The sequence below is a fragment of the Undibacterium cyanobacteriorum genome, from assembly GCF_031326225.1.
Lineage (GTDB): Bacteria > Pseudomonadota > Gammaproteobacteria > Burkholderiales > Burkholderiaceae_D > Undibacterium > Undibacterium cyanobacteriorum.
In genome coordinates this window covers 1,371,560-1,390,553 of sequence record NZ_CP133720.1, presented here as the reverse complement: position 1 = coordinate 1,390,553, position 18,994 = coordinate 1,371,560, and the positions used below count along the sequence as shown (strand labels likewise).

At 49.3% G+C, this 18,994-nt stretch carries 16 protein-coding genes; 9 read left to right on the top strand and 7 right to left on the bottom strand.

Annotated elements, in window-relative coordinates; all coding sequences use genetic code 11:
• Positions 1–231: 231 nt before the first annotated feature.
• Positions 232–1,938: a M14 family zinc carboxypeptidase gene (locus RF679_RS05715; protein WP_309483255.1), complete on the bottom strand. Its 1,707-nt coding sequence runs from the start codon at positions 1,936–1,938 to the stop codon at positions 232–234.
• A gap of 112 nt (positions 1,939–2,050) precedes the next feature.
• Between RF679_RS05715 and RF679_RS05710 the strand changes: the two genes are divergently transcribed.
• Complete coding sequence (locus tag RF679_RS05710; protein ID WP_309483254.1) at positions 2,051–2,284, top strand: DUF3820 family protein; 234 nt, start codon at positions 2,051–2,053, stop codon at positions 2,282–2,284.
• Positions 2,285–2,513: 229 nt separating this feature from the next.
• Positions 2,514–3,134, top strand: a complete 621-nt coding sequence (locus RF679_RS05705; protein WP_309483253.1) for an outer membrane beta-barrel protein — start codon at positions 2,514–2,516, stop codon at positions 3,132–3,134.
• Positions 3,135–3,632: 498 nt separating this feature from the next.
• Here RF679_RS05705 and RF679_RS05700 read toward each other — a convergent pair whose 3' ends face one another.
• From RF679_RS05700 to RF679_RS05690, 3 genes are all read right to left on the bottom strand, one after another.
• Positions 3,633–4,952 (bottom strand): TAXI family TRAP transporter solute-binding subunit, encoded by a 1,320-nt coding sequence (locus RF679_RS05700; protein WP_309483252.1) that lies wholly within the window; start codon positions 4,950–4,952, stop codon positions 3,633–3,635.
• A gap of 69 nt (positions 4,953–5,021) precedes the next feature.
• Positions 5,022–5,822, bottom strand: coding sequence for a competence/damage-inducible protein A (locus tag RF679_RS05695; protein ID WP_309483251.1), 801 nt, complete (start codon positions 5,820–5,822; stop codon positions 5,022–5,024).
• Positions 5,823–5,875: 53 nt separating this feature from the next.
• Entirely contained in the window at positions 5,876–6,709 is an 834-nt protein-coding gene (locus RF679_RS05690; RefSeq protein WP_309483250.1) for an EI24 domain-containing protein, read from the bottom strand.
• Between the two features lie 223 nt (positions 6,710–6,932).
• Between RF679_RS05690 and RF679_RS05685 the strand changes: the two genes are divergently transcribed.
• The 3 genes from RF679_RS05685 (at position 6,933) to RF679_RS05675 (ending at position 9,986) form a co-directional block, all read left to right on the top strand.
• Positions 6,933–7,289: an FKBP-type peptidyl-prolyl cis-trans isomerase gene (locus tag RF679_RS05685; protein ID WP_309483249.1), complete on the top strand. Its 357-nt coding sequence runs from the start codon at positions 6,933–6,935 to the stop codon at positions 7,287–7,289.
• Between the two features lie 1,966 nt (positions 7,290–9,255).
• The gene (locus tag RF679_RS05680) at positions 9,256–9,513 is read left to right on the top strand and encodes a hypothetical protein (RefSeq protein WP_309483248.1); all 258 of its coding nucleotides are present in this window, start codon (positions 9,256–9,258) and stop codon (positions 9,511–9,513) included.
• Positions 9,514–9,638: 125 nt separating this feature from the next.
• Positions 9,639–9,986: a hypothetical protein gene (locus RF679_RS05675; RefSeq protein WP_309483247.1), complete on the top strand. Its 348-nt coding sequence runs from the start codon at positions 9,639–9,641 to the stop codon at positions 9,984–9,986.
• Positions 9,987–10,144: 158 nt separating this feature from the next.
• Here the strand turns inward: RF679_RS05675 and orn are convergent, their stop codons facing one another.
• Positions 10,145–10,675: an oligoribonuclease gene (gene orn / locus RF679_RS05670; RefSeq protein WP_373921757.1), complete on the bottom strand. Its 531-nt coding sequence runs from the start codon at positions 10,673–10,675 to the stop codon at positions 10,145–10,147.
• Positions 10,676–10,885: 210 nt separating this feature from the next.
• Here orn and RF679_RS05665 point away from each other — a divergent pair, with 210 nt between their 5' ends.
• The 3 genes from RF679_RS05665 to rsgA are packed head-to-tail and all read left to right on the top strand — an operon-like array spanning position 10,886 to position 13,470.
• Positions 10,886–12,157, top strand: coding sequence for a M48 family metallopeptidase (locus RF679_RS05665; RefSeq protein WP_309483245.1), 1,272 nt, complete (start codon positions 10,886–10,888; stop codon positions 12,155–12,157).
• Positions 12,158–12,176: 19 nt separating this feature from the next.
• Positions 12,177–12,524, top strand: a complete 348-nt coding sequence (locus RF679_RS05660) for a 4a-hydroxytetrahydrobiopterin dehydratase (protein WP_309483244.1) — start codon at positions 12,177–12,179, stop codon at positions 12,522–12,524.
• A gap of 4 nt (positions 12,525–12,528) precedes the next feature.
• Complete coding sequence (gene rsgA / locus RF679_RS05655) at positions 12,529–13,470, top strand: ribosome small subunit-dependent GTPase A (protein ID WP_309483243.1); 942 nt, start codon at positions 12,529–12,531, stop codon at positions 13,468–13,470.
• Between the two features lie 31 nt (positions 13,471–13,501).
• Here rsgA and RF679_RS05650 read toward each other — a convergent pair whose 3' ends face one another.
• Positions 13,502–14,218 (bottom strand): substrate-binding periplasmic protein, encoded by a 717-nt coding sequence (locus RF679_RS05650; protein ID WP_309483242.1) that lies wholly within the window; start codon positions 14,216–14,218, stop codon positions 13,502–13,504.
• Between the two features lie 385 nt (positions 14,219–14,603).
• Between RF679_RS05650 and RF679_RS05645 the strand changes: the two genes are divergently transcribed.
• The gene (locus tag RF679_RS05645) at positions 14,604–17,957 is read left to right on the top strand and encodes a S41 family peptidase (RefSeq protein ID WP_309483241.1); all 3,354 of its coding nucleotides are present in this window, start codon (positions 14,604–14,606) and stop codon (positions 17,955–17,957) included.
• A 119-nt stretch (positions 17,958–18,076) separates the two neighbouring features.
• On the opposite strand, the gene RF679_RS05640 is transcribed toward RF679_RS05645, so the two are convergent.
• Positions 18,077–18,901 (bottom strand): DUF2189 domain-containing protein, encoded by an 825-nt coding sequence (locus tag RF679_RS05640; protein WP_309483240.1) that lies wholly within the window; start codon positions 18,899–18,901, stop codon positions 18,077–18,079.
• Positions 18,902–18,994: the final 93 nt, after the last annotated feature.

The following is an 18,994-nucleotide window of genomic DNA, read 5'->3' as shown; positions in this document are numbered from 1 at the left end:
CAAAGGCTTCACGTGCATGCCAACCTTGTTCGCGAACTGGCACTAACCAATAACCTTCTTCGTCATGAGCAATCCAATACGGCGGTTGCTCCATAAATTCGTAGAAAACAATCATCAGTAAAGCGCCCGGTTGAACTTACTTCAATTCATGCTTTGAAGATGCTCAGCGCGAATCAATTGACGCATCTGCACCTCCTCGCTCGCACTCCTTTGTTGGCTAGGGTTCCCAGTTTATGAGGCAAGCACTGCAAATACCGGATAACGACGCCACTCCGGTTCATGAAAGCGCTGACCGTTAGCAAAAATGAAGTCCAGCACCGCGGTTTGGTCGCTTAACAATTCAGGATGCGCCGCTTTCCAAGCTTCAAATTTCGCCGCCAACTCAGGTTCACTCTGCAACATCTCGTAAGCACTATCCTCAAATACGTAGTCCGAATAGGCTTCTTTTTTCTCTAGAACGCTGTTGAAGAAGCCCCATCGGAAGAAACTATCATGGGCTTGAGGCTCTAAGGTTTCGACAGCGTAGCGAGCATTGGCTTGATCCAAATAAACGAGAATATCACCAGCTCTTGCTTGCACTACTTCATCGCGTTTCTCTAACTCGACTTGGTCATGGAACATGTGTCCTTCATACGGATTGGCTCGACTCTTTACTGCTTTCACCAGATATGACTGCACCGTGAATTGCTGATCGTGCGCCAAGACCGTCAATTCAACACCATTCCAACGCAAGCGTTCGATCGCTTCGCGCCATGCTTGTGGAATCAAATAGGCCTTGGGAGTTTGCACGACGATGTCGGCTACGAAATGATCGTAGTAGGTGATGTCCTTTTCCCATGGCTTACTGCGGTCATATGAAAGGCGTTGATAATTACCAATCTTACTTGGCGAATAGACGGCTTCATAGCCCTTAAAACGGAAGCTAGAGGGACGTGTATGATCAGCACGCCAAGTCACCGGCCAAGCGGTGCGAGCACGCGTTGCCGCTCTCGCCTGTGCCCTTAAGTCTTGAATGTGGCTCGCATTGGCGATCGTAAAGTCCAACACCACCTCCACCAACGCACGCATAGAATCATAACGATCACCGTAGGGCTTGAGCATGTGGGTTTCTGGCATAAAGCCAATCGTATGATGCAGAGCGGCAAAACCGGTCGAGAAGCGAGGCACTTCAAGGAAGTCTTCGATACCATCGTCTGGTGTTACTTTGACCGGGTTCACGTACGGACAGGTTGGCCAACCACGTTGCTCCATCTTGGCGTAGATTTCAGGCAGCATGGTATTGCGCAAAAACGGGCCCAAGTCATCACCCAATTTATCCGCCTGCGTTTGAATCAAGGTCATGGTATAGCTGTAATCAGCACCATTCGAAGTGTGGGTATCGACCATCACATCGGGATCCCACTCGGTAAAAAATCGATTAAATACGGCGGCCGCTAAGCTGTCGCATTTGATGAAATCACGATTCAAATCAAGGTTACGGCTATTGGCACGAAAACCAAACATCTCAGGACCTTCTTGATTCACGCGTGAGGTATTTTGTCGATTGAGGCTACCGTCCACGTTATAGACCGGGATAAACAAAAAGACCGTCTTACCCAAAGCCGCGCGGCGCTTCTCATCCACACAAAAATCACGCACCAAGGCCATGCATGAATCAATCCCCTCTGGTTCACCGGGATGGATGCCATTGTTATTGAAAAACACGGGACGCCCTGCGGCCTTGAGTTGCGCACGATCAAACACACCATCGGCTGTAATCACGCCCGCATACATGGCGACGCCAGCGTCGGAAACACCAATCTGAAACAAGCGCAAAACTTGTGGGAAATCTGCCGCCAAAGTTTGGTAGTAGGCAATGCAGTCAGCCAACGTAGTGGTTTGATTTTGATTCCCTAACTCGTACGGTGTAGGATACGCGCTTCGATCTACATTTGTCATAGTGCAGCTACCTTCATATTCTTTATGCAATGGGGTGTAAAAGTGCCTGCGATTGTAGCACCCTCGCCCCTAAATTTTGAACGCAATATTCCGCGAACCACCGAAGCATCCCATGCAAAGCGAAGATCTACTGCTACTTGTCACCCGTAAAATGCCTTACGGAAAATACGAAGGCCGCATCATGGCGGATCTCCCCGGCCACTATCTGGCTTGGTTTGCTCGTGAAGGTTTTCCGCAAGGTGAAATCGGACGACTATTGGAAATCATGTACGAGATCGACCACAATAACTTACGTGATTTGCTGACACCTTTGCGATCCAACCTCACCCGGCCGTTTGCAAAATAAGCGAATCAACTCACCTGAAGTTTTCTAAGATCTGCCGTCCACATGTGAATTGAACGATCTCGCCTACATGGACGGTATCGTTCAACGCGCCCAAACACTGCATCAAACTATCCTTTCTATTCACTTTTTGATCTTCATCTCGGCCACGCTGAAACTTGCGCCCAGATTGCATCGAACCTGACCCTTTGAAGCAATCCTCCGTACCACAACAAGGAATGAAGGAATCAACATGTTGAACTTAAAACGCACACTCACCTCCGGCCTATCCCTGATCGCATCAGTAAGCGCATTGGCATTGAGCGGCAGCGCATTTGCTGGCGACACGAGCATCGGCGGCGCCTGGGCCGTACGCACAAATTCTGACTTAGGCTGCGTCGCCAACGCCCCTTGCGAGCGCGCATCCAAAACGAGCGGCAAGATTTATGGCGATTACAGCCTTTCAGTAACTCCTTACAACGGCTTCAGCATCACCCAAAGTGTGGAAGGAATGCTGTACCAAGTCGGCGCAAGCAAAGCCAGTTTCAACACAGGCTCTGGCGTTAAGAGCGGCAATGGCAAATCAAACGGCGCCGGTATTTTCTACAAAGTTGACCTCGGCACGGATGACTTCGGTGTCACCGCCAAACTCGGCACCAGCTATGCGCATGGCTCAGTCGATTTTATCGGTGGTGGATCTGAATCCGAAAAAGCATGGTTTATGCCGGCCGGCGGTATCGGCTTCCGCGTCAACCTGAATAAGAACTGGGCTCTCACCGCTGACTGGGATCGCCTGCCAGTCAAATACAGCAATACAAGCAATAGCAAATCAAAAAATGATATGTACTCGCTTGGCGTTGCATACAAGTTCTAACAGAGTAATTCAGTAATCATGATAATCAAGGCAAGCGCAAGCGAAGCGAAGCGCAAACCCTGAACGGTCGAAGTTAGGACAAACCGCTTAGTCGGGATGCAGCGCTAGGCGCTTCCCGGAGCCTCGCATAAGTTGTGATGCGGAGTATGGCGAGGACAAGCAACAACGCGATGCACCCGAAAAGCGCAAGCGAAGCGAAGCGCAAACCCTGAACGGTCGAAGTTAGGACATACCGCTTAGTCGGGATGCAGCGCTAGGCGCTTCCCGGAGCCACGCATAAGTTGTGATGCGGAGTATGGCGAGGACAAGCAACAACGCGGTGCGCCCGAATAAGCGGTTTGTTTGGAAGAACCACTGACGCACAGAGCCACACACCTACCTGTGACTCTCAGGATATTCCCCTCCATCCTGAGAGTCGTGTGGACTCTGTGCTGATGGGGTTGCGGAAGCGAAGCCAACACTTCGCTTTTTGCTTTTTATACGTCAATTATTGGGAAATCACGCAGCATTTCGCAAGCGCTGTCGTACAAAATTGATGTGACTACGAAGGCCATACAATTCGTCAGCAAAAGATAGGGGAATCGAAATTTGATTCACCTTTTCTTCGATCTCATCGAGGCGTTGTAACTGTTGAGCTAACACCTGATCTCGCTCTGCAGGGTCAACATGATCAAGCGCCATTTCTACGGCACGCAGTTGTCCATACCAACGATACACACGAGAACGGATGCGCCACCGATACAAAGGTGGAATCACTTTGGAGAGTGGTAGCGCGAGCGCCCCAAACGTTAGCAACACAACCCACATGCGCTCGAGGAAGTTGGCCATCCAAAAACTCAAGTAGCGCTGTAAAAACGGCGGGCCGTTCCGATAGAATTTTTCGGCTTGTGGGGCCACGGGAATCTCGGTAAAGCGATCGGAAGGAAACTCGGCTTGATCACTGAGCCAATTGGCATTGCCATGAATTTTCTTGGCCGCTTGCAAGAACAAACTCACCAAAGCAGGGTGCAGGCTTTCATGCGCTACCAAGGTCGCCGTCGGAGCAAGCAAATGGTAATCACGTGCGGGTAAGTCTTTGCCAATATCAACGATGCCGCGCGGCAGAATCACATGTGATAAAAAAGGTAGACGCCGCGTGTACGCTTCAGCCTGCGCGAAATCAAACAGACGCACATTGGGTGTTTGCAGCAGCATTTGCACAAGCAACGAATCAGACGCTGCGCTCATCACCACAACATCAATCTTACCGTCGAGGAAAGCTGCTGTTCCGATAGGATTGTCCAGTTGCGACAGTTGAAAGTCGCCATCATTCAAACCATTAATGTCGACGATTTGAGAAAAGAGTTTATGAACTCCGTAACCATCAGGACCGAGATTAACTCGCATCCCTTTGAACTGTGCGATCGAATCGAATTCCTTCTTTGATCGATAAAAAATCCAAACTGGTTCGTAGAACAAACTACCGAGTGAAATTAAGCCTTGTGCCTGCGCCTCTTCTTGATTTGTCGAACCACTCTGAACGAAACCGATATCAATGACAGAATCCATGTCACGAATCTGAGCCATATTTTCTAAGGAACCTTGCGAATGGTGCACCACCACCTTGATATCGTTTTTCGCAAGTTCGGTCGCATAAGCCTTGGCAAAAGCATCGTAGGCGCTATTTTCCTGCCCGCCCACAAAATCGACAGTGTGACTCGGAGCAGGCTCGACAAAATACCAAGTGGCGAACAACAAAGCCAACAGCAAGACAGTCATCGGGCCAAATGCGAGAACTGCATCTTTTACAGAGAACAAGGTAAAACGCAATTTCTTCATGCCGCCTCCTCAACCGCCTCTTAACTTATTCTTGAACTGCCTCTTCAACTAAAATGAGTGCCTGCGAATTTATTCACTTTCGAGCGTACTTTCGTATTCCATATGAAAACCATCAAGGACTTCGATCATCTCAGCAAATGCTGCATGCACATGCTCGGGATGGCCTTTGACACCGAGTTCGATATGACGTCGGATATTTTCACTGCCCACACTCGGCAAGCTAAACACCTTCACATCCGGATATTTTTGCTCTAGTTGCTCCATCATCGGCGTCAGTGTGGATTCTGCCACTTCAAAGACCAATAGAGATTTTTCTGTGTGGGGAACTTGGTGGAATAGATGAGAGTAATGCGTATCGAGCACCCACGCCAACATCGGCCATGCCATCACGGGAAATCCCGGCACGAAGTAATGCTGCCGAATCGCAAAGCCGGGGATCTTATTGAAGGGGTTGGGGATCAACTCCGCGCCTTGAGGGAATTCACCCATTTTCAATCGGTGCAAATGGTCGGGCGTATTCAAATCAGCTGGTTTATCAGCGGTTGAAGCCATTTCCATAATGCGTTCTTGGATTAAGCGCTTCGCGTCTGGGTGCAACTCCAAGTCCAAGCCTAATGCAGCCGCGGCACACTGGCGTGTATGATCGTCAGGCGTCGCACCAATCCCACCTGTGCTGAACACCACATCGCCACTCGCAAAACTACGTTGCAGTATCGCGGTCAGCCTTTCCCTATCGTCACCTACATATTCGGCCCAAGATAAACTCAAACCGCGTTCCTTCAACAAAGCAATTACTTTACTCAAGTGTTGATCTTGACGTTTGCCTGAAAGGATCTCATCGCCAACAATGATCAAACCGAATGCCGTCATCTTTTACTCCTTATTTTCAGAACGAAGATATTTAACTTTCCCTTTGGATAGATCTATTGCGTCGCGACCGCATTTGAGGTTTTGGCCCGCAACTCCTGCAATGCGTCCAGACAGTAATACTGGAACCAACATCCGGTGTAGATAAAAATCACCAAATACAACCAAATCGCGATGCTGACGAAGAAAGGAAAAAACGCCACGTAGGCCACGGACATCGCTCCCCCCAACCAAAATGCGCCGGGCAAGGTACCGACCCAGCCAGCGATCAAGCCCATCACCAAGAACGAACCGCGATGCTGTGCAAACAATGCTTTACGCTCCTCGGGGTCGGCATGCAGTGCCAAGGCGTCGTACGCCATGATGCGATACGTGAGCCAGCCCCACAGCAAAGGCTGCACCACTACATAAATCGGCGGAAAGAAGATCAAGGGTAGCGTGACGATCCACAACACCGTGAACAAGAAAAAAGTGAATAAAGAAAAACCGAGGCTACTGAAAAATGAGCCGCCTTGACGTCGCTCAAGCTGAGGAAAATCCTTCTTACCGATAATGCGACCAACGGCTGGCATCACGATTACACCAATGAACAACAAAGACGTCATGATCATCACAGGCAACAGCGCCCACATGGTGACGAGGGGAACGATGACGGTTTTAAGTGCCAACAGGCCAAGGGAATTGAGTAACTGAGCGGCAGAACTGCCAGATTCATGATTGACGTAAAAATTTTGGACGAAATCCAAAATACTTTGCATACGCCACCACATGAGACCGCCCCACAACATCAAGGATAGGACCAAGGGAACTAAACTGAGTAACAAAACTTTAGGACTAAATTGCGCGACAAAGGCGCGGCTCCACGAACGCAACACTGCAGATAGATTCATGCACACTTCCTCTCTTGATCGGACGTCGATGCTAAACAAGCACTGCGAGCATGGTCGACGACGCTGGGTATTCTACCGTGTCTTCTTACCAAGCGCGCATCCTACGTCGGTAGCATCTTAAAAAAGGACGGCGAAATTCCACTACAATACGGCTTTTATCAACCGTGGTCTCGTGCAGCTTCACCGTAATGCGGCGACGCCACCTCACTAGAAGAGAATCAAGATGACTCAGATTACGACAGTCAGCGGCTTGCAATACGAAGATAAAGTAGAAGGCTCCGGAGCCGAAGCAACAGCAGGAAAGAATGTGGTCGTGCATTACACAGGTTGGTTACAAAACCCAGACGGCAGCGCAGGACGTAAATTTGATTCCAGCAAAGACCGCGGCCAGCCATTCGAATTTGCTCTCGGCGCAGGACAAGTCATCAAGGGCTGGGACGAAGGCGTACAGGGCATGAAAATCGGCGGCACCCGCGTCTTGACGATCCCTTCCTCACTCGGCTACGGCCCACGTGGCGCAGGCGGCGTGATTCCACCAAACGCGACTTTGATTTTTGAAGTTGAATTGCTGGGGGTTTAAGCTGAGGTAGGGAGTTCTGACGTCATTTGGTTTTTGGCTGTAAGGGCTCCTGCGAAGCCCTCCGCAAAGACACTGGATCCCTGCGTCGGTACATTGATCTCCCCGACCAATTTCTGAACCTTTTGCAATTGAACTTTTAGAAAAAATTGAAGTTCTTTGGGCTTTCACTGTCTGTAGGTCGGGGGTGGCCCGATAGCCAGTCACCTTTTTTGCTTCGCCAAAAAAGGTAACCGAAAAAAGGCCACGCAGGCGCAGCCGCCCTTCGGGTACCCAATTGCGCGACTAAAAAATGGGGCAGCGCAGAAACTCGTTTCGCTCAGACATCTGCGCTGCTTAATCCCATTTTTTAGCCACACAATTGGCGTCTGCACATGCGGTAAGGACGAACACATACAAGATCAGGAGCCACACAAATTAATAGTAACGGTGGTGTGTTTTTGTTTTTTGTTTTTTGTTTTTTGTTTTTTGTTTTTTGTTTTTTGTTTTTTGTTTTTGCAGTTGATTTTGACGTTCACCCACCTCTGACACTGCCAATTGTGCGAGACAGAAATGGGAAAAAGAGAGTCAGAAGTTTGAGGTGGAGCAGGGAATTCGAGTCGCATGCGACTCGCCTGCGGAACGATGTTCGCTTGCAAGCAAACATTCCTAAGCTCAGTTTCTGACTCTCCCCATTTTTGCCTTGCACAATTGGGAAGCCGAAGGCCAGTGGCAGCGTGGTCACCTTTCTTTGCTTACTTTCTTTGGCGAAGCAAAGAAAGTGAGTGGCCGCCGGCCACACCCGGCCTGCGAACGATGTAGTTTGCTAGATCGTTTTAACAACGAACAGCGCGGGTTTCACCCGCCCTACAGGGCTGAGACAGTTAAATCTCGAATAGTGGGTGTTTAGGAATTTGGTTTTGTTAGGAAATTGAGGTTGGTAGGTCGGGGGTGGCCCGACAGCCAGTTACCTTTTTTGCTTCGCCAAAAAAGGTAACCCAAAAAAGGCGACCGCACTAAATCGCCCTTCGGGTCCCCAATGATGCCAAGCAAAAAATGGGAAAGTGTTGAAACTCGCCTTCGGCTCAAACAGCAACACTTTCTTTATCCATTTTCTGCTTGGCACCATTGGCGATTTAGAAGCGGAACGGCAAACCCAGGTGATCAAGCTGCGGCCAATAATTAAACAGTTTGTAGCGCTCATTTAGTTTTGGTTTTTGGTTTTGCAGTTGATTTTGACGTTAATCCACTTCTGACACTGCCAATTGTGCGAGGCAGAAAATGGATTAAGAAAGCTTCGTTGTCTGAGCGAAGCGAGTTTCGAAGCTTTCCCATTTTTTGTATCGCTCAATTGGGAAGCCGAAGGCCAGTGGCAGCGTGGTCGCCTTTCTTTGCTTACTTTCTTTGGCGAAGCAAAGAAAGTGAGTGGCCGCCGGGCCACTCCCGGCCTGCAAAAGTAGAGAGCGACCCGCACCCCAAACGGGTGAAACGCAAAAAGACACTGGATTCCCGCTTTCGCGGGAATGACAGATCTACATTGCGGAGAAAGCTAATTTTCGAATAGCAGGTATTTAGGAATTTGCTTTTGAATTTGCTTTTGAATTTGGTTTTGAATTTGGCTTTTGGTTTCGCAGTTGATTTTGACGTTAATCCACTTCTGACACTGCCAATTGTGCGAGGCAGAAAATGGATTAAGAAAGCTTCGTTGTCTGAGCGAAGCGAGTTTCGAAGCTTTCCCATTTTTTGACTTGCACAATTGGGACGCCGAAGGCCAGTGGCAGCGTGGTCGCCTTTCTTTGCTTACTTTCTTTGGCGAAGCAAAGAAAGTGAGTGGCCGCCGGGCCACTCCCGGCCTGCGAAAGTAGAGAGCGACCCGCACCCCAAACGGGTGAAACGCAAAAAGACACTGGATTCCCGCTTTCGCGGGAATGACAGATCTACATTGCGGAGAAGGCTAATTTTCGAATAGCAGGTATTTAGGAATTTGCTTTTGAATTTGTTTTTTGGTTTCGCAGTTGATTTTGACGTTAATCCACTTCTGACACTGCCAATTGTGCGAGGCAGAAAATGGATAAAGAATGCCTTGCTGTTTGAGCCGCAGGCGAGTTTCAAGGCTTTCCCATTTTTTGCCTTGCGCAATTGGGAAGCCGAAGGCCAGTGGCAGCGTGGTCGCCTTTCTTTGCTTACTTTCTTTGGCGAAGCAAAGAAAGTGAGTGGCCGCCGGGCCACACCCGGCCAGCAAAAGTAGAGGGCGACCCGCACCCCAAACGGGTGAAACGCAAAAAGACACTGGATTCCCGCTTTCGCGGGAATGACAGATCTACATTGCGGAGAAGGCTAATTTTCGAATAGCAGGTATTTAGGAATTTGCTTTTGAATTTGGTTTTGAATTTGGTTTTGAATTTGGTTTTGAATTTGGTTTTTGGTTTCGCAGTTGATTTTGACGTTAATCCACTTCTGACACTGCCAATTGTGCAATGCAGAAAATGGATAAAGAATGCCTTGCTGTTTGAGCCGCAGGCGAGTTTCAAGACTTTCCCATTTTTTGCCTTGCGCAATTGGGAAGCTGAAGGCCAGTGGCAGCGTGGTCGCCTTTCTTTGCTTACTTTCTTTGGCGAAGCAAAGAAAGTGAGTGGCCGCCGGGCCACACCCGGCCAGCGAACTTTGAATCCAACTGCAACGCGAGGTGCGTTGAAAATATTGCGTCCGCGTTCTCTCTGACATCCAATCCTGAACGCCCCTCATCCCCAACCCTTCTCCCGCCCGCGGGAGAAGGGAGCGAACCGCAAAACTGCGCTGGCTAGGCGCCGAGGCGAAGACAGTGCGCTAGCACGGCGAGCCGAAGGCAACAACGCCAGCGTCTGTTTTTCACCAGCGCTTTATTCTTTGATGAAATTGGCGCGGTAATACTTCAACTCCTCAATCGACTCAATAATGTCGGCCAAGGCCGTATGCTTTTGATGTTTCTTGAAACCGCTCGCTAACTCAGGCTTCCAGCGGCGGCATAGCTCTTTGAGTGTCGATACGTCGAGATTACGATAGTGGAAAAACTCTTCCAGTTTTGGCATGCCGCGCGCCATGAAACGGCGGTCTTGGCAGATGGAATTACCGCACATTGGCGATTTGCCTGCTGGTACGTAGGCTCTTAAAAATTCGATGAGGGCTTTGGAAGCTTGCTCTTCGGTCACGGTCGAGGCTTTGACGCGATCGATCAAGCCGGAGCGGCCATGGGTCCCTTTGTTCCATGCATCCATTTTGTCGAGCACTTCGTCGGATTGGTGAATCGCAAATACGGGGCCTTCCGCCAAGACGTTTAATTGCATATCAGTAACAACTACCGCAACTTCGATGATTTTGTCATTGTCTGGATCGAGGCCTGTCATTTCCATATCGACCCAAATCAGGTTCATTTCATTCGGTTTTCCGGGCTTAGTAACAACTGCTTGGCTGGCGGAATTGGAGCTGCTTACTTGATTTGCGTCGGCTTGTGACATAATTCTTCCTTTACAGATTTTCTTGATACGAGGCGCGCCCACATATTGCGTTATTTCCGCCCTTAAAAACGGGATAGGACGCATGGGCCAGCAACCACGAACATTTTCATAAAGCATCATTTTCCCATGAATTCACCCACGTTTTCGGTTTTATTCGTCATTTTTCTTGGCATTACTGTGAGCTTGCAAGTTTGGTTGGCGAGTCGACAGATACGTCACGTGGCACGCAATCGTGCAGCGGTTCCTGCGGAATTTGCTGAGAAAATCAGTTTAGAGGCGCATCAGAAAGCGGCGGACTACACCATTACCAAGACCAAATTCGGCCTCTTGTCTTTGTTTTTTAGCGTCATTGTCTTGCTCGGTTTCACCCTCTTTGGTGGCTTGCAATTCTTATCGAGTGCTTTGTTTGCACAATTAGGCAATGGCATGAGCTATCAAATTGCCTTGATTGTTAGTTTCGCTTTGATTAGTTCGATCTTGGATTTGCCTTTCGACTACTACCGTCAATTCGTGATCGAAGAACAATTCGGTTTCAACAAAATGAGTGTCAAACTGTTTTTTACTGACATGATCAAGAGTACGGCGATTGGCGCAGCGATCGGTTTGCCTTTGTTATGGGTGGTGATTAGCTTGATGGATAAAGCTGGCAGCATGTGGTGGTTGTACACATGGTTGGTGTGGAGTGGTTTTCAGTTGTTGATGATGATTATTTTCCCAACCTGGATCGCGCCGTTATTCAACAAATTCACACCACTCACCGATGATAGTTTGCGCACGCGTATCGAAGGTTTGATGCAACGCGTTGGTTTCGCTTCCAAAGGTTTGTTTGTGATGGACGGTTCCAAGCGCAGCGCCCACGGCAATGCGTACTTTTCCGGCTTCGGCAACAACAAACGTATCGTGTTTTTTGACACTCTGATTGAGCGCCTCGCGCCGCAAGAAGTAGAAGCCGTGCTGGCACATGAATTAGGTCATTTCAAACTCAAGCACATCGTCAAACGTATGGTGGTGATGTTTGCCATTTCGTTGGGCTTTCTGGCGCTGCTTGGCTACCTCAAAGAGCAAGTATGGTTCTTCACTGGCTTGGGTGTTGATCCGATTTTGTTCGCCTCATCGAATAGCGCGATGGCCTTGATTTTGTTCATGGTGACTTTGCCGGTCTTCACCTTTGTGCTGTCCCCGTTGTCTTCTATTAGCTCACGCAAACACGAATTTGAAGCTGACGCCTTCGCTGTCAAGCATACCAATGCACCTGACTTGGTGAATGCTTTGGTCAAACTGTATGAGGACAATGCGTCGACTTTAACACCAGATCCTTTGCACTCGGCGTTTTATGATTCGCACCCACCGGCTTCGATTCGTATTGCGCATTTGCACCAACAAGGACAACTCACTTAATATTTTCTTCGACAACGCTATGAAAACTTCTGATTTACTCGCTAAAAAATCGGCTCACACGGAAGTCGGTTTGCAAGACCAAGAACTCGCTACCTATTTCGCTGCCACACCGGGCTGGGCACAAGATGGTCCGCGCATCGTGAAGACTTACAACTTCAAAAATTATTACGAAACTTTGGCTTTTGTGAATGCGATTGCCTACACGATTCACGAAGAAGATCACCACCCTGAATTGGTCGTCACGTACAACCGTTGCGTCGTCAAGTTTGATACCCACACCGTCAATGGTGGCAAAGGTGGCATTTCGGAAAATGATTTCATTTGCGCCGCGAAATTGGATGTGATTTTCACCCAAACTTTTGGTTGAATGCATGGCGAAGAAACCTAGCCAAAAAACAAAAGATCATGCCTCGTATGAACGTGGCTTGGTGATTGCCGCCCATGGTCGCCACTACTTAGTGCAGATAGCCGGGCAAAAATTACACTGTGTGACACGCGGCAAAAAGAGTGACGTAGCGGTGGGCGATGAAGTTGATATCCAACGCACCTCGCTCGATCAAGGCGTGATAGAGGCGATCGCGCCACGTCGCAGTTTGTTGTATCGCTCTGATCAATACAAATCCAAAATGCTGGCGGCGAATCTGACGCAGCTCTTGATTGTGGTCGCTACCGAACCTAGTTTTTCAGATGATCTTGTTTCGCGCGCCTTGGTCGCTTCCGAATCGTCTGGCATTCGTGCGCAAATTATTCTGAACAAAATCGACGTCACTGAAAGCCTGAGTAAAGCGCGCGAACGGGTCGCTTTGTATGCTGGACTCGGCTATCCTGTGCATGAAGTATCGGTCACGACACAGGCTGAAGCAACACGCGAGAAGCTGCGCGAGCTAGTGCTCGGCCAGAGTACGATTTTGATTGGCCAATCGGGGATGGGCAAATCTTCTTTGATTAACCTCCTAATTCCTGACGCTGATATTGCCACACGTGAAATCTCCGCGGCGCTAGATACCGGCAAACACACGACGACTTTCACGCGTCTATTTCAGATGGAAGCGAAAGATGGCGTCGCGAGTCATGTGATCGATTCACCTGGGTTCCAAGAGTTTGGTTTGCATCACTTGAGTGAAGGCATGTTAGAGCGTGCCTTTCCGGAGTTCCGTCCACACCTTGGACAATGCAAGTTCTACAATTGCCACCATCATAGTGAACCCGGTTGCGCGGTGTTGAATGCCATAGACAGTGGCGACATCAGCACCATGCGTCACGACTTATTTAAGCAATTAGTACATGAAGCTGCGCAGACGATAGGTTATTGAGTTCAATCGTGAAGAAGTGAACTCAAAATATTCAAGGCGCCGGATTTTGCCACCGTTGCTCGATCTTAGCGTAGAGGCCATTGCCACGAATCTTGCGTAAGCCTTGATCCAACAAGGCTGCAAATTTCGCTGACTCGGGACGTTTTTTGGAAAAACTTACGTAGAGTTTGTCGACGGTTATACTGCCGACTTGCTTAATCTTCCCTTTGAATTCTTTGGGATAACGGCTCTGCAAGTAATCAACGACTCGCGTGTAAACCAGCGAATAATCCGAGCGCTTTAGAATCAATTTCCGCAGATTGGATAGATCAGTCGGCGCTTGTTCGCGCACGATACTGTCATCCTTATCGATCACATCGGTGTAGGTGTAGCCATGGGTCAAACCGACGCGATGACCTCGCATATCAGCTGCGCTCAAACCACTCTGGGTTGAATCGCTCAAACCATAAATACCAATTTCCGCGCGAAAAATCGGTTCTTGATGAAACAAAAACTGCGCGCTCAATTTGCTATCTTTCAGACTATCAAAACAACCGAGTTCCTGACCCGTTTCCACCAACATAAGGCAGCGCACGTAGGGTGCGGACTTAAAATTCACTTTGACATCGACGGCTGCATAAGCGGCTTCAATGACTTCCACCGCGAATCCTTGTAGCTTACCGTCCTTATGCGCTGAATATGGGTACCAATCATCTTCACCAATCAGGGTAATCGATTGTGCATGGACAGAGCTCGTCGACAGCGCCATCAACAAGCTCAATAAGAATACTCTTCCTTTATCGCTCGTGGCGGCGAGCTGGAAGACTATGCAGCTGAAAATTCTTCGAAGTATGAGGTCGATACAAACCATGATCATGGGCGCAGTATTCTGACTTGCTATTTAAACATAAAAAAAGTGGCTTGCTAAGGACGCGAACCCGAAGTTCAACAAGATTTTTGATTTTTTGTAAAAACAGTATGTTTACGCGAACCAATTTGTCCATGCTTGGTCAAAGAGCACACTAAAACTAATCCGAAGTGTGACTAACCGCGTTCGCCTTCAGTCGCAGGCACATTGCAAATCAGTCACATAAAATCGATTCGAGATATCGACATTCAACTCATTCCTTCCAATTCATTAAGGAAAGACCTCCATGAAAAAACGTGCTCTCTTTATTTTGACCAGCCTTAGCTGTGCGATCGCTGCCGCTTATGCACCTCTTGCCAACGCTGCTGACAACAACGCCTACGTACGTTTCCCTAGCATTCGTGCGGATCAAGTCGTCTTCACTGCCGAAGGCGATCTTTGGAAGGTCGGTCTGAATGGCGGCGCGGCACAACGCTTAACCACACATGCTGGTGCGGAAACCAATGCCGCCATCTCTCCTGATGGAAAATGGATTGCCTTCTCAGCCACCTATGAGGGCGCACAAGAAGCCTATGTGATGCCATTTAACGGTGGTCTGCCCAAGCGCATCAGTTTTGAAAATGCAGCCGTCACGGTGTTGGGTTGGAGTGTGCAAGGTGAAGTGATCGTGACCATGCAAAACCAAACTGGCCCTATCGCGCAAAACGTGATCGCCGCAATTCAACCGCAAAGTCTGCATAAAACCATTTTCCCTATCGTGGACGCCAATGAAGCCGCGCTCGACGACAGTGGCAAAACCCTGTATTTCACCCGGCTCGGTGTACACACCCGCAATGACAACGTGAAGCAATACCGCGGTGGCGCCTTGGCACAACTATGGAAATTTGATCTCTCCAGCAAAGCTGAAGCTGTCAATCTATTCGCCAAAGAGAAATCCAATAATCGCCGCCCTATGCTCTGGAAAAATCGCCTGTATTTTTTGAGCGATCGCGATGGCGCCTATAATCTGTATGCAGCGAACCTCGATGGTGGCGAGCCCAAAGCAATTACACGCCATCGTGATTGGGATGTGCGCAATCCGCAACTAGGCGATGGCAAAATTGCCTATCAGCTCGGTGCGAATCTGCATGTGATCGATCTCAGTTCATCGGCCGATAAAATCGTATCGGCGGAACTCATCTCAGATTTTGATCAATCACGTCAACGCTACATCAAGAATCCACTCGATTTCCTGACCAATGTCCAAGTCGCCGCCAAAGAAGAACGCTTAGTCTTCACTGCGCGCGGCCAAATGGCCATCGCGGGTATCAGTCCACAACGCCGCGTCGACATCAATCTTCCCAACGCAGCACGTGCACGCGAAGCGGTCTTCTCGCATGATGACAAATACGTTTATGCCTTTGTCGATAGCACAGGCGAAAACGAAATCTGGCGTTTCAAAACGGATGGTAGCGGCAAAGGCGAGCAACTCACCAACGATGGCAAAACCCATAGACTCAATATCTATCCATCGCCTGACGGCAAATTCTTAGCCCATACCGACAAACGTGGTTGTCTATTCTTACTCGACTTGAATACCAAGTCCAATGTCGTGATCGACGATGCGGGCAAACAAGGCTATGGCAATCATGGTGATGTGGTATGGTCAGCCGATGGCAAAACCTTGGCCATCACACGTGCCAATTCATCACAAGGACGTGAACAGATTGGCCTCTACGATCTCGATAGCAAGCAACTGCATTTCGTGACCAGTGATCGCTATGAATCAGATTCGCCCGCTTTTTCTCCTGATGGTCGTTGGTTGTATTTCCTCTCAAATCGCAATTTCCAACCAGGTGTTGGTGCACCTTGGGGAGATCGCAATATGGGCACCTACTTCGATAAGCGCGCAGGCATTTTTGCATTGGCCTTACAAGCCGGTAACCGCTTCCCTTTTAAACCGGATGATGAGTTGAGTCGCGCCGAGTCTAAACAAGAGAATAAATCGGAAAGTAAAGCCGACAATAAGGCTGAAGCCAAAGCAAGCGACACCTCTGCACAAAATGCGGCAGAGAAAAAGAGCGAGTCGAGCAAAAAAGCTAGCAACGCGATTCAATATGAAGGCATTGCTCAACGTCTCTATGAAGTCCCCATCGCCTCCGGCAATTATCGTCAACTTGAAGTCGATGATAAGCGCTTGTACTTCCTCGATCGCGATCCTATCGAGCGCGGCCGCAATAATTTGAAAACGCTGGCGATTGCAAAAAACAGTCCGCAGGCCGAAGTATTCACGGCAAATGTACGCGGCTATGGCCTCTCGAAAGATAAGAAGCGTATTTACTTCAACACTGGCACGGGCACTAGCGGCGATTTCTACATCACCGACAGCGGTGCGAAAGCGCCAGGCGACTTGAGCAAAGCCAAAATCAAAGTCGAAGATTGGACCTTTAACAGTAACCCGCGCGATGAGTGGAAACAAATGTTCATGGATGCATGGCGCATGCATCGTGACTTTTTGTACGACACCAAGATGCGCGGCGTCGATTGGGACAAGATGCGCGACAAATACGCGCCACTAGTCGAGCGCGTTACTGATCGTGCCGAGCTCAATGATGTATTGGCTTTGATGGTCAGCGAAGTCAGTTCCCTGCACTCACAAATTCGTCCTGGCGATGTGCGCCGCGCGCCTGCTGATGGCACTCCCGCTGGACTTGGGGCGGTACTCAGCAAAGTACAAGATGGCTATCGCATCGATCATATCTATCGCAGCGAACCAGACTTACCGTCGCAACGCGGCCCTTTGGATAACCCAGATCTTGATATCAAGACCGGCGATGTCATCACCGCGATCAATGGCAAATCGGTACTCGAAGTGCGCGACATTTCAGACCTCTTGCTGAACCAAGCCGATAAACAAGTATTGATGCAGGTGAAGCGCGCCAATCAAGCGGCGAAGCCGGTGCTCGTCTCGCCCATCACGATGCAAAAGCAAGCCAACTTGCGCTATAGCGATTGGGAACAAAACCTCAGTCAACGCGTCGACAAAGCTTCCGATGGCAAGATCGGTTATTTGCACTTACGTGCGATGGGGCCTGCCGACGTCGCCAGCTTCGCTCGTGATTTCTACGCCAACTACGACAGAGACGGTTTGATTATCGACGTACGCCGTAACAACGGCGGCAATATCGACAGCTGGATCATCGAAAAACTCTTGCGTAAAGCTTGGGCATTTTGGTCTTCAGAAGGAAATCGTCCTTACACCAATATGCAGCAAACTTTCCGCGGTCACCTCGTGGTACTGATTGACGAATTGACTTACTCCGATGGCGAAACTTTCGCCGCAGGCGTGAAGGCTCTCAATCTCGCGCCATTGGTGGGCAAGCGCACTTCCGGTGCTGGTGTCTGGCTTTCTGATCGCAACACTCTCGCCGACAACGGCATGGTGCGCGCCGCAGAAAATGCACAGTTCGATGTCAAAGACGGTCGCTGGTTAGTGGAAGGCGTCGGCGTCGCCCCCGATATTGAAGTCGACAATCCTCCACATGCGAGCTTCAAAGGCGAAGACAAACAACTCGAGGCTGCGATCAACTACTTGCAGAAGAAGTTAAAAGAGCAACCAATCAAGCCTTTAGCGCCACAGGCGATTCCTCCTTTGAAGTGATGGCCAATGATTCACGTTGATGCAACGTGAATTTTCCTCTGCAAACAAAAACGCCACCTTGCTCGATTTGCACGGTGGCGTTTTTACTTTCTCCGAGACGACTATCGAACAATGGAAATTTAATGGCGATGATCCGAAGGCCCCACCACATCGCGATAGGCATGCCAAGTAGCATGACCGATGACGGGCATGGTGATCATGAAGCCGATGTTCCAGGTCATGAAGCCAAACACGACCGAAGCGACAATGATGAGACCCCAAATCATGGTCAGGGGAATATTTACTGTCAGAGCGACGATACTGATGATCATCGACGTGATAGCGTCAGTATCACGATCGAGCATCATTGGAATCGAGACCCAGCTAATGGCGAAGACTAAGCTCGCGAAGATGAAACCGACACACAAATACACGAACAAGAATTCGGCATTATCTAAAGAAAATAATTTCGCGAGGAAGCCTTCCATGGTCGGCATGCCTTTGTTGTAGAACAAGGCGAAGATGACTAAGGAGGCGCGGGCCCAGATCATCATAATCACGGCCAGTACCACGGCGAAGGTGCCGATATTGCTCCAGCGTCCACGCATAGAGAAAACACTGTTGTACATGCCAGACCGTAGGTTTTCGATGCGACGGCTAATGTCGTACAAACCCAAGGCCAGTAAAGGTCCAATCAACAAGAAGCCGCAAGTCAGTGCAGACAAATATTGCGGCGCGTTGGCGAGGACTAATTTGAGTATACCTCCCATTAAGGCGAAGCAGATGCCGTAAAACAAGCCGGCCATAGGTTCGGCGCGGAAGTCACGCCAACCCATTGCTAACCAATGGAAAGGACGCAGAGCGCCGAGGCGCGCAACTGGCGGGAAACTACTCTTTTGGTCGATGACCATGGTGATGTCGGGAGGTGCGCTGTCACCGTCGCGACCATTTGAATCTTGGCTCATGTTATCTCCATCATTTTTTTATCATCTTCACCCTAACACCTAAATCCCCATACGAATTTGCAAGAACCATTCGATTGATGGGAAAAGAGGAAG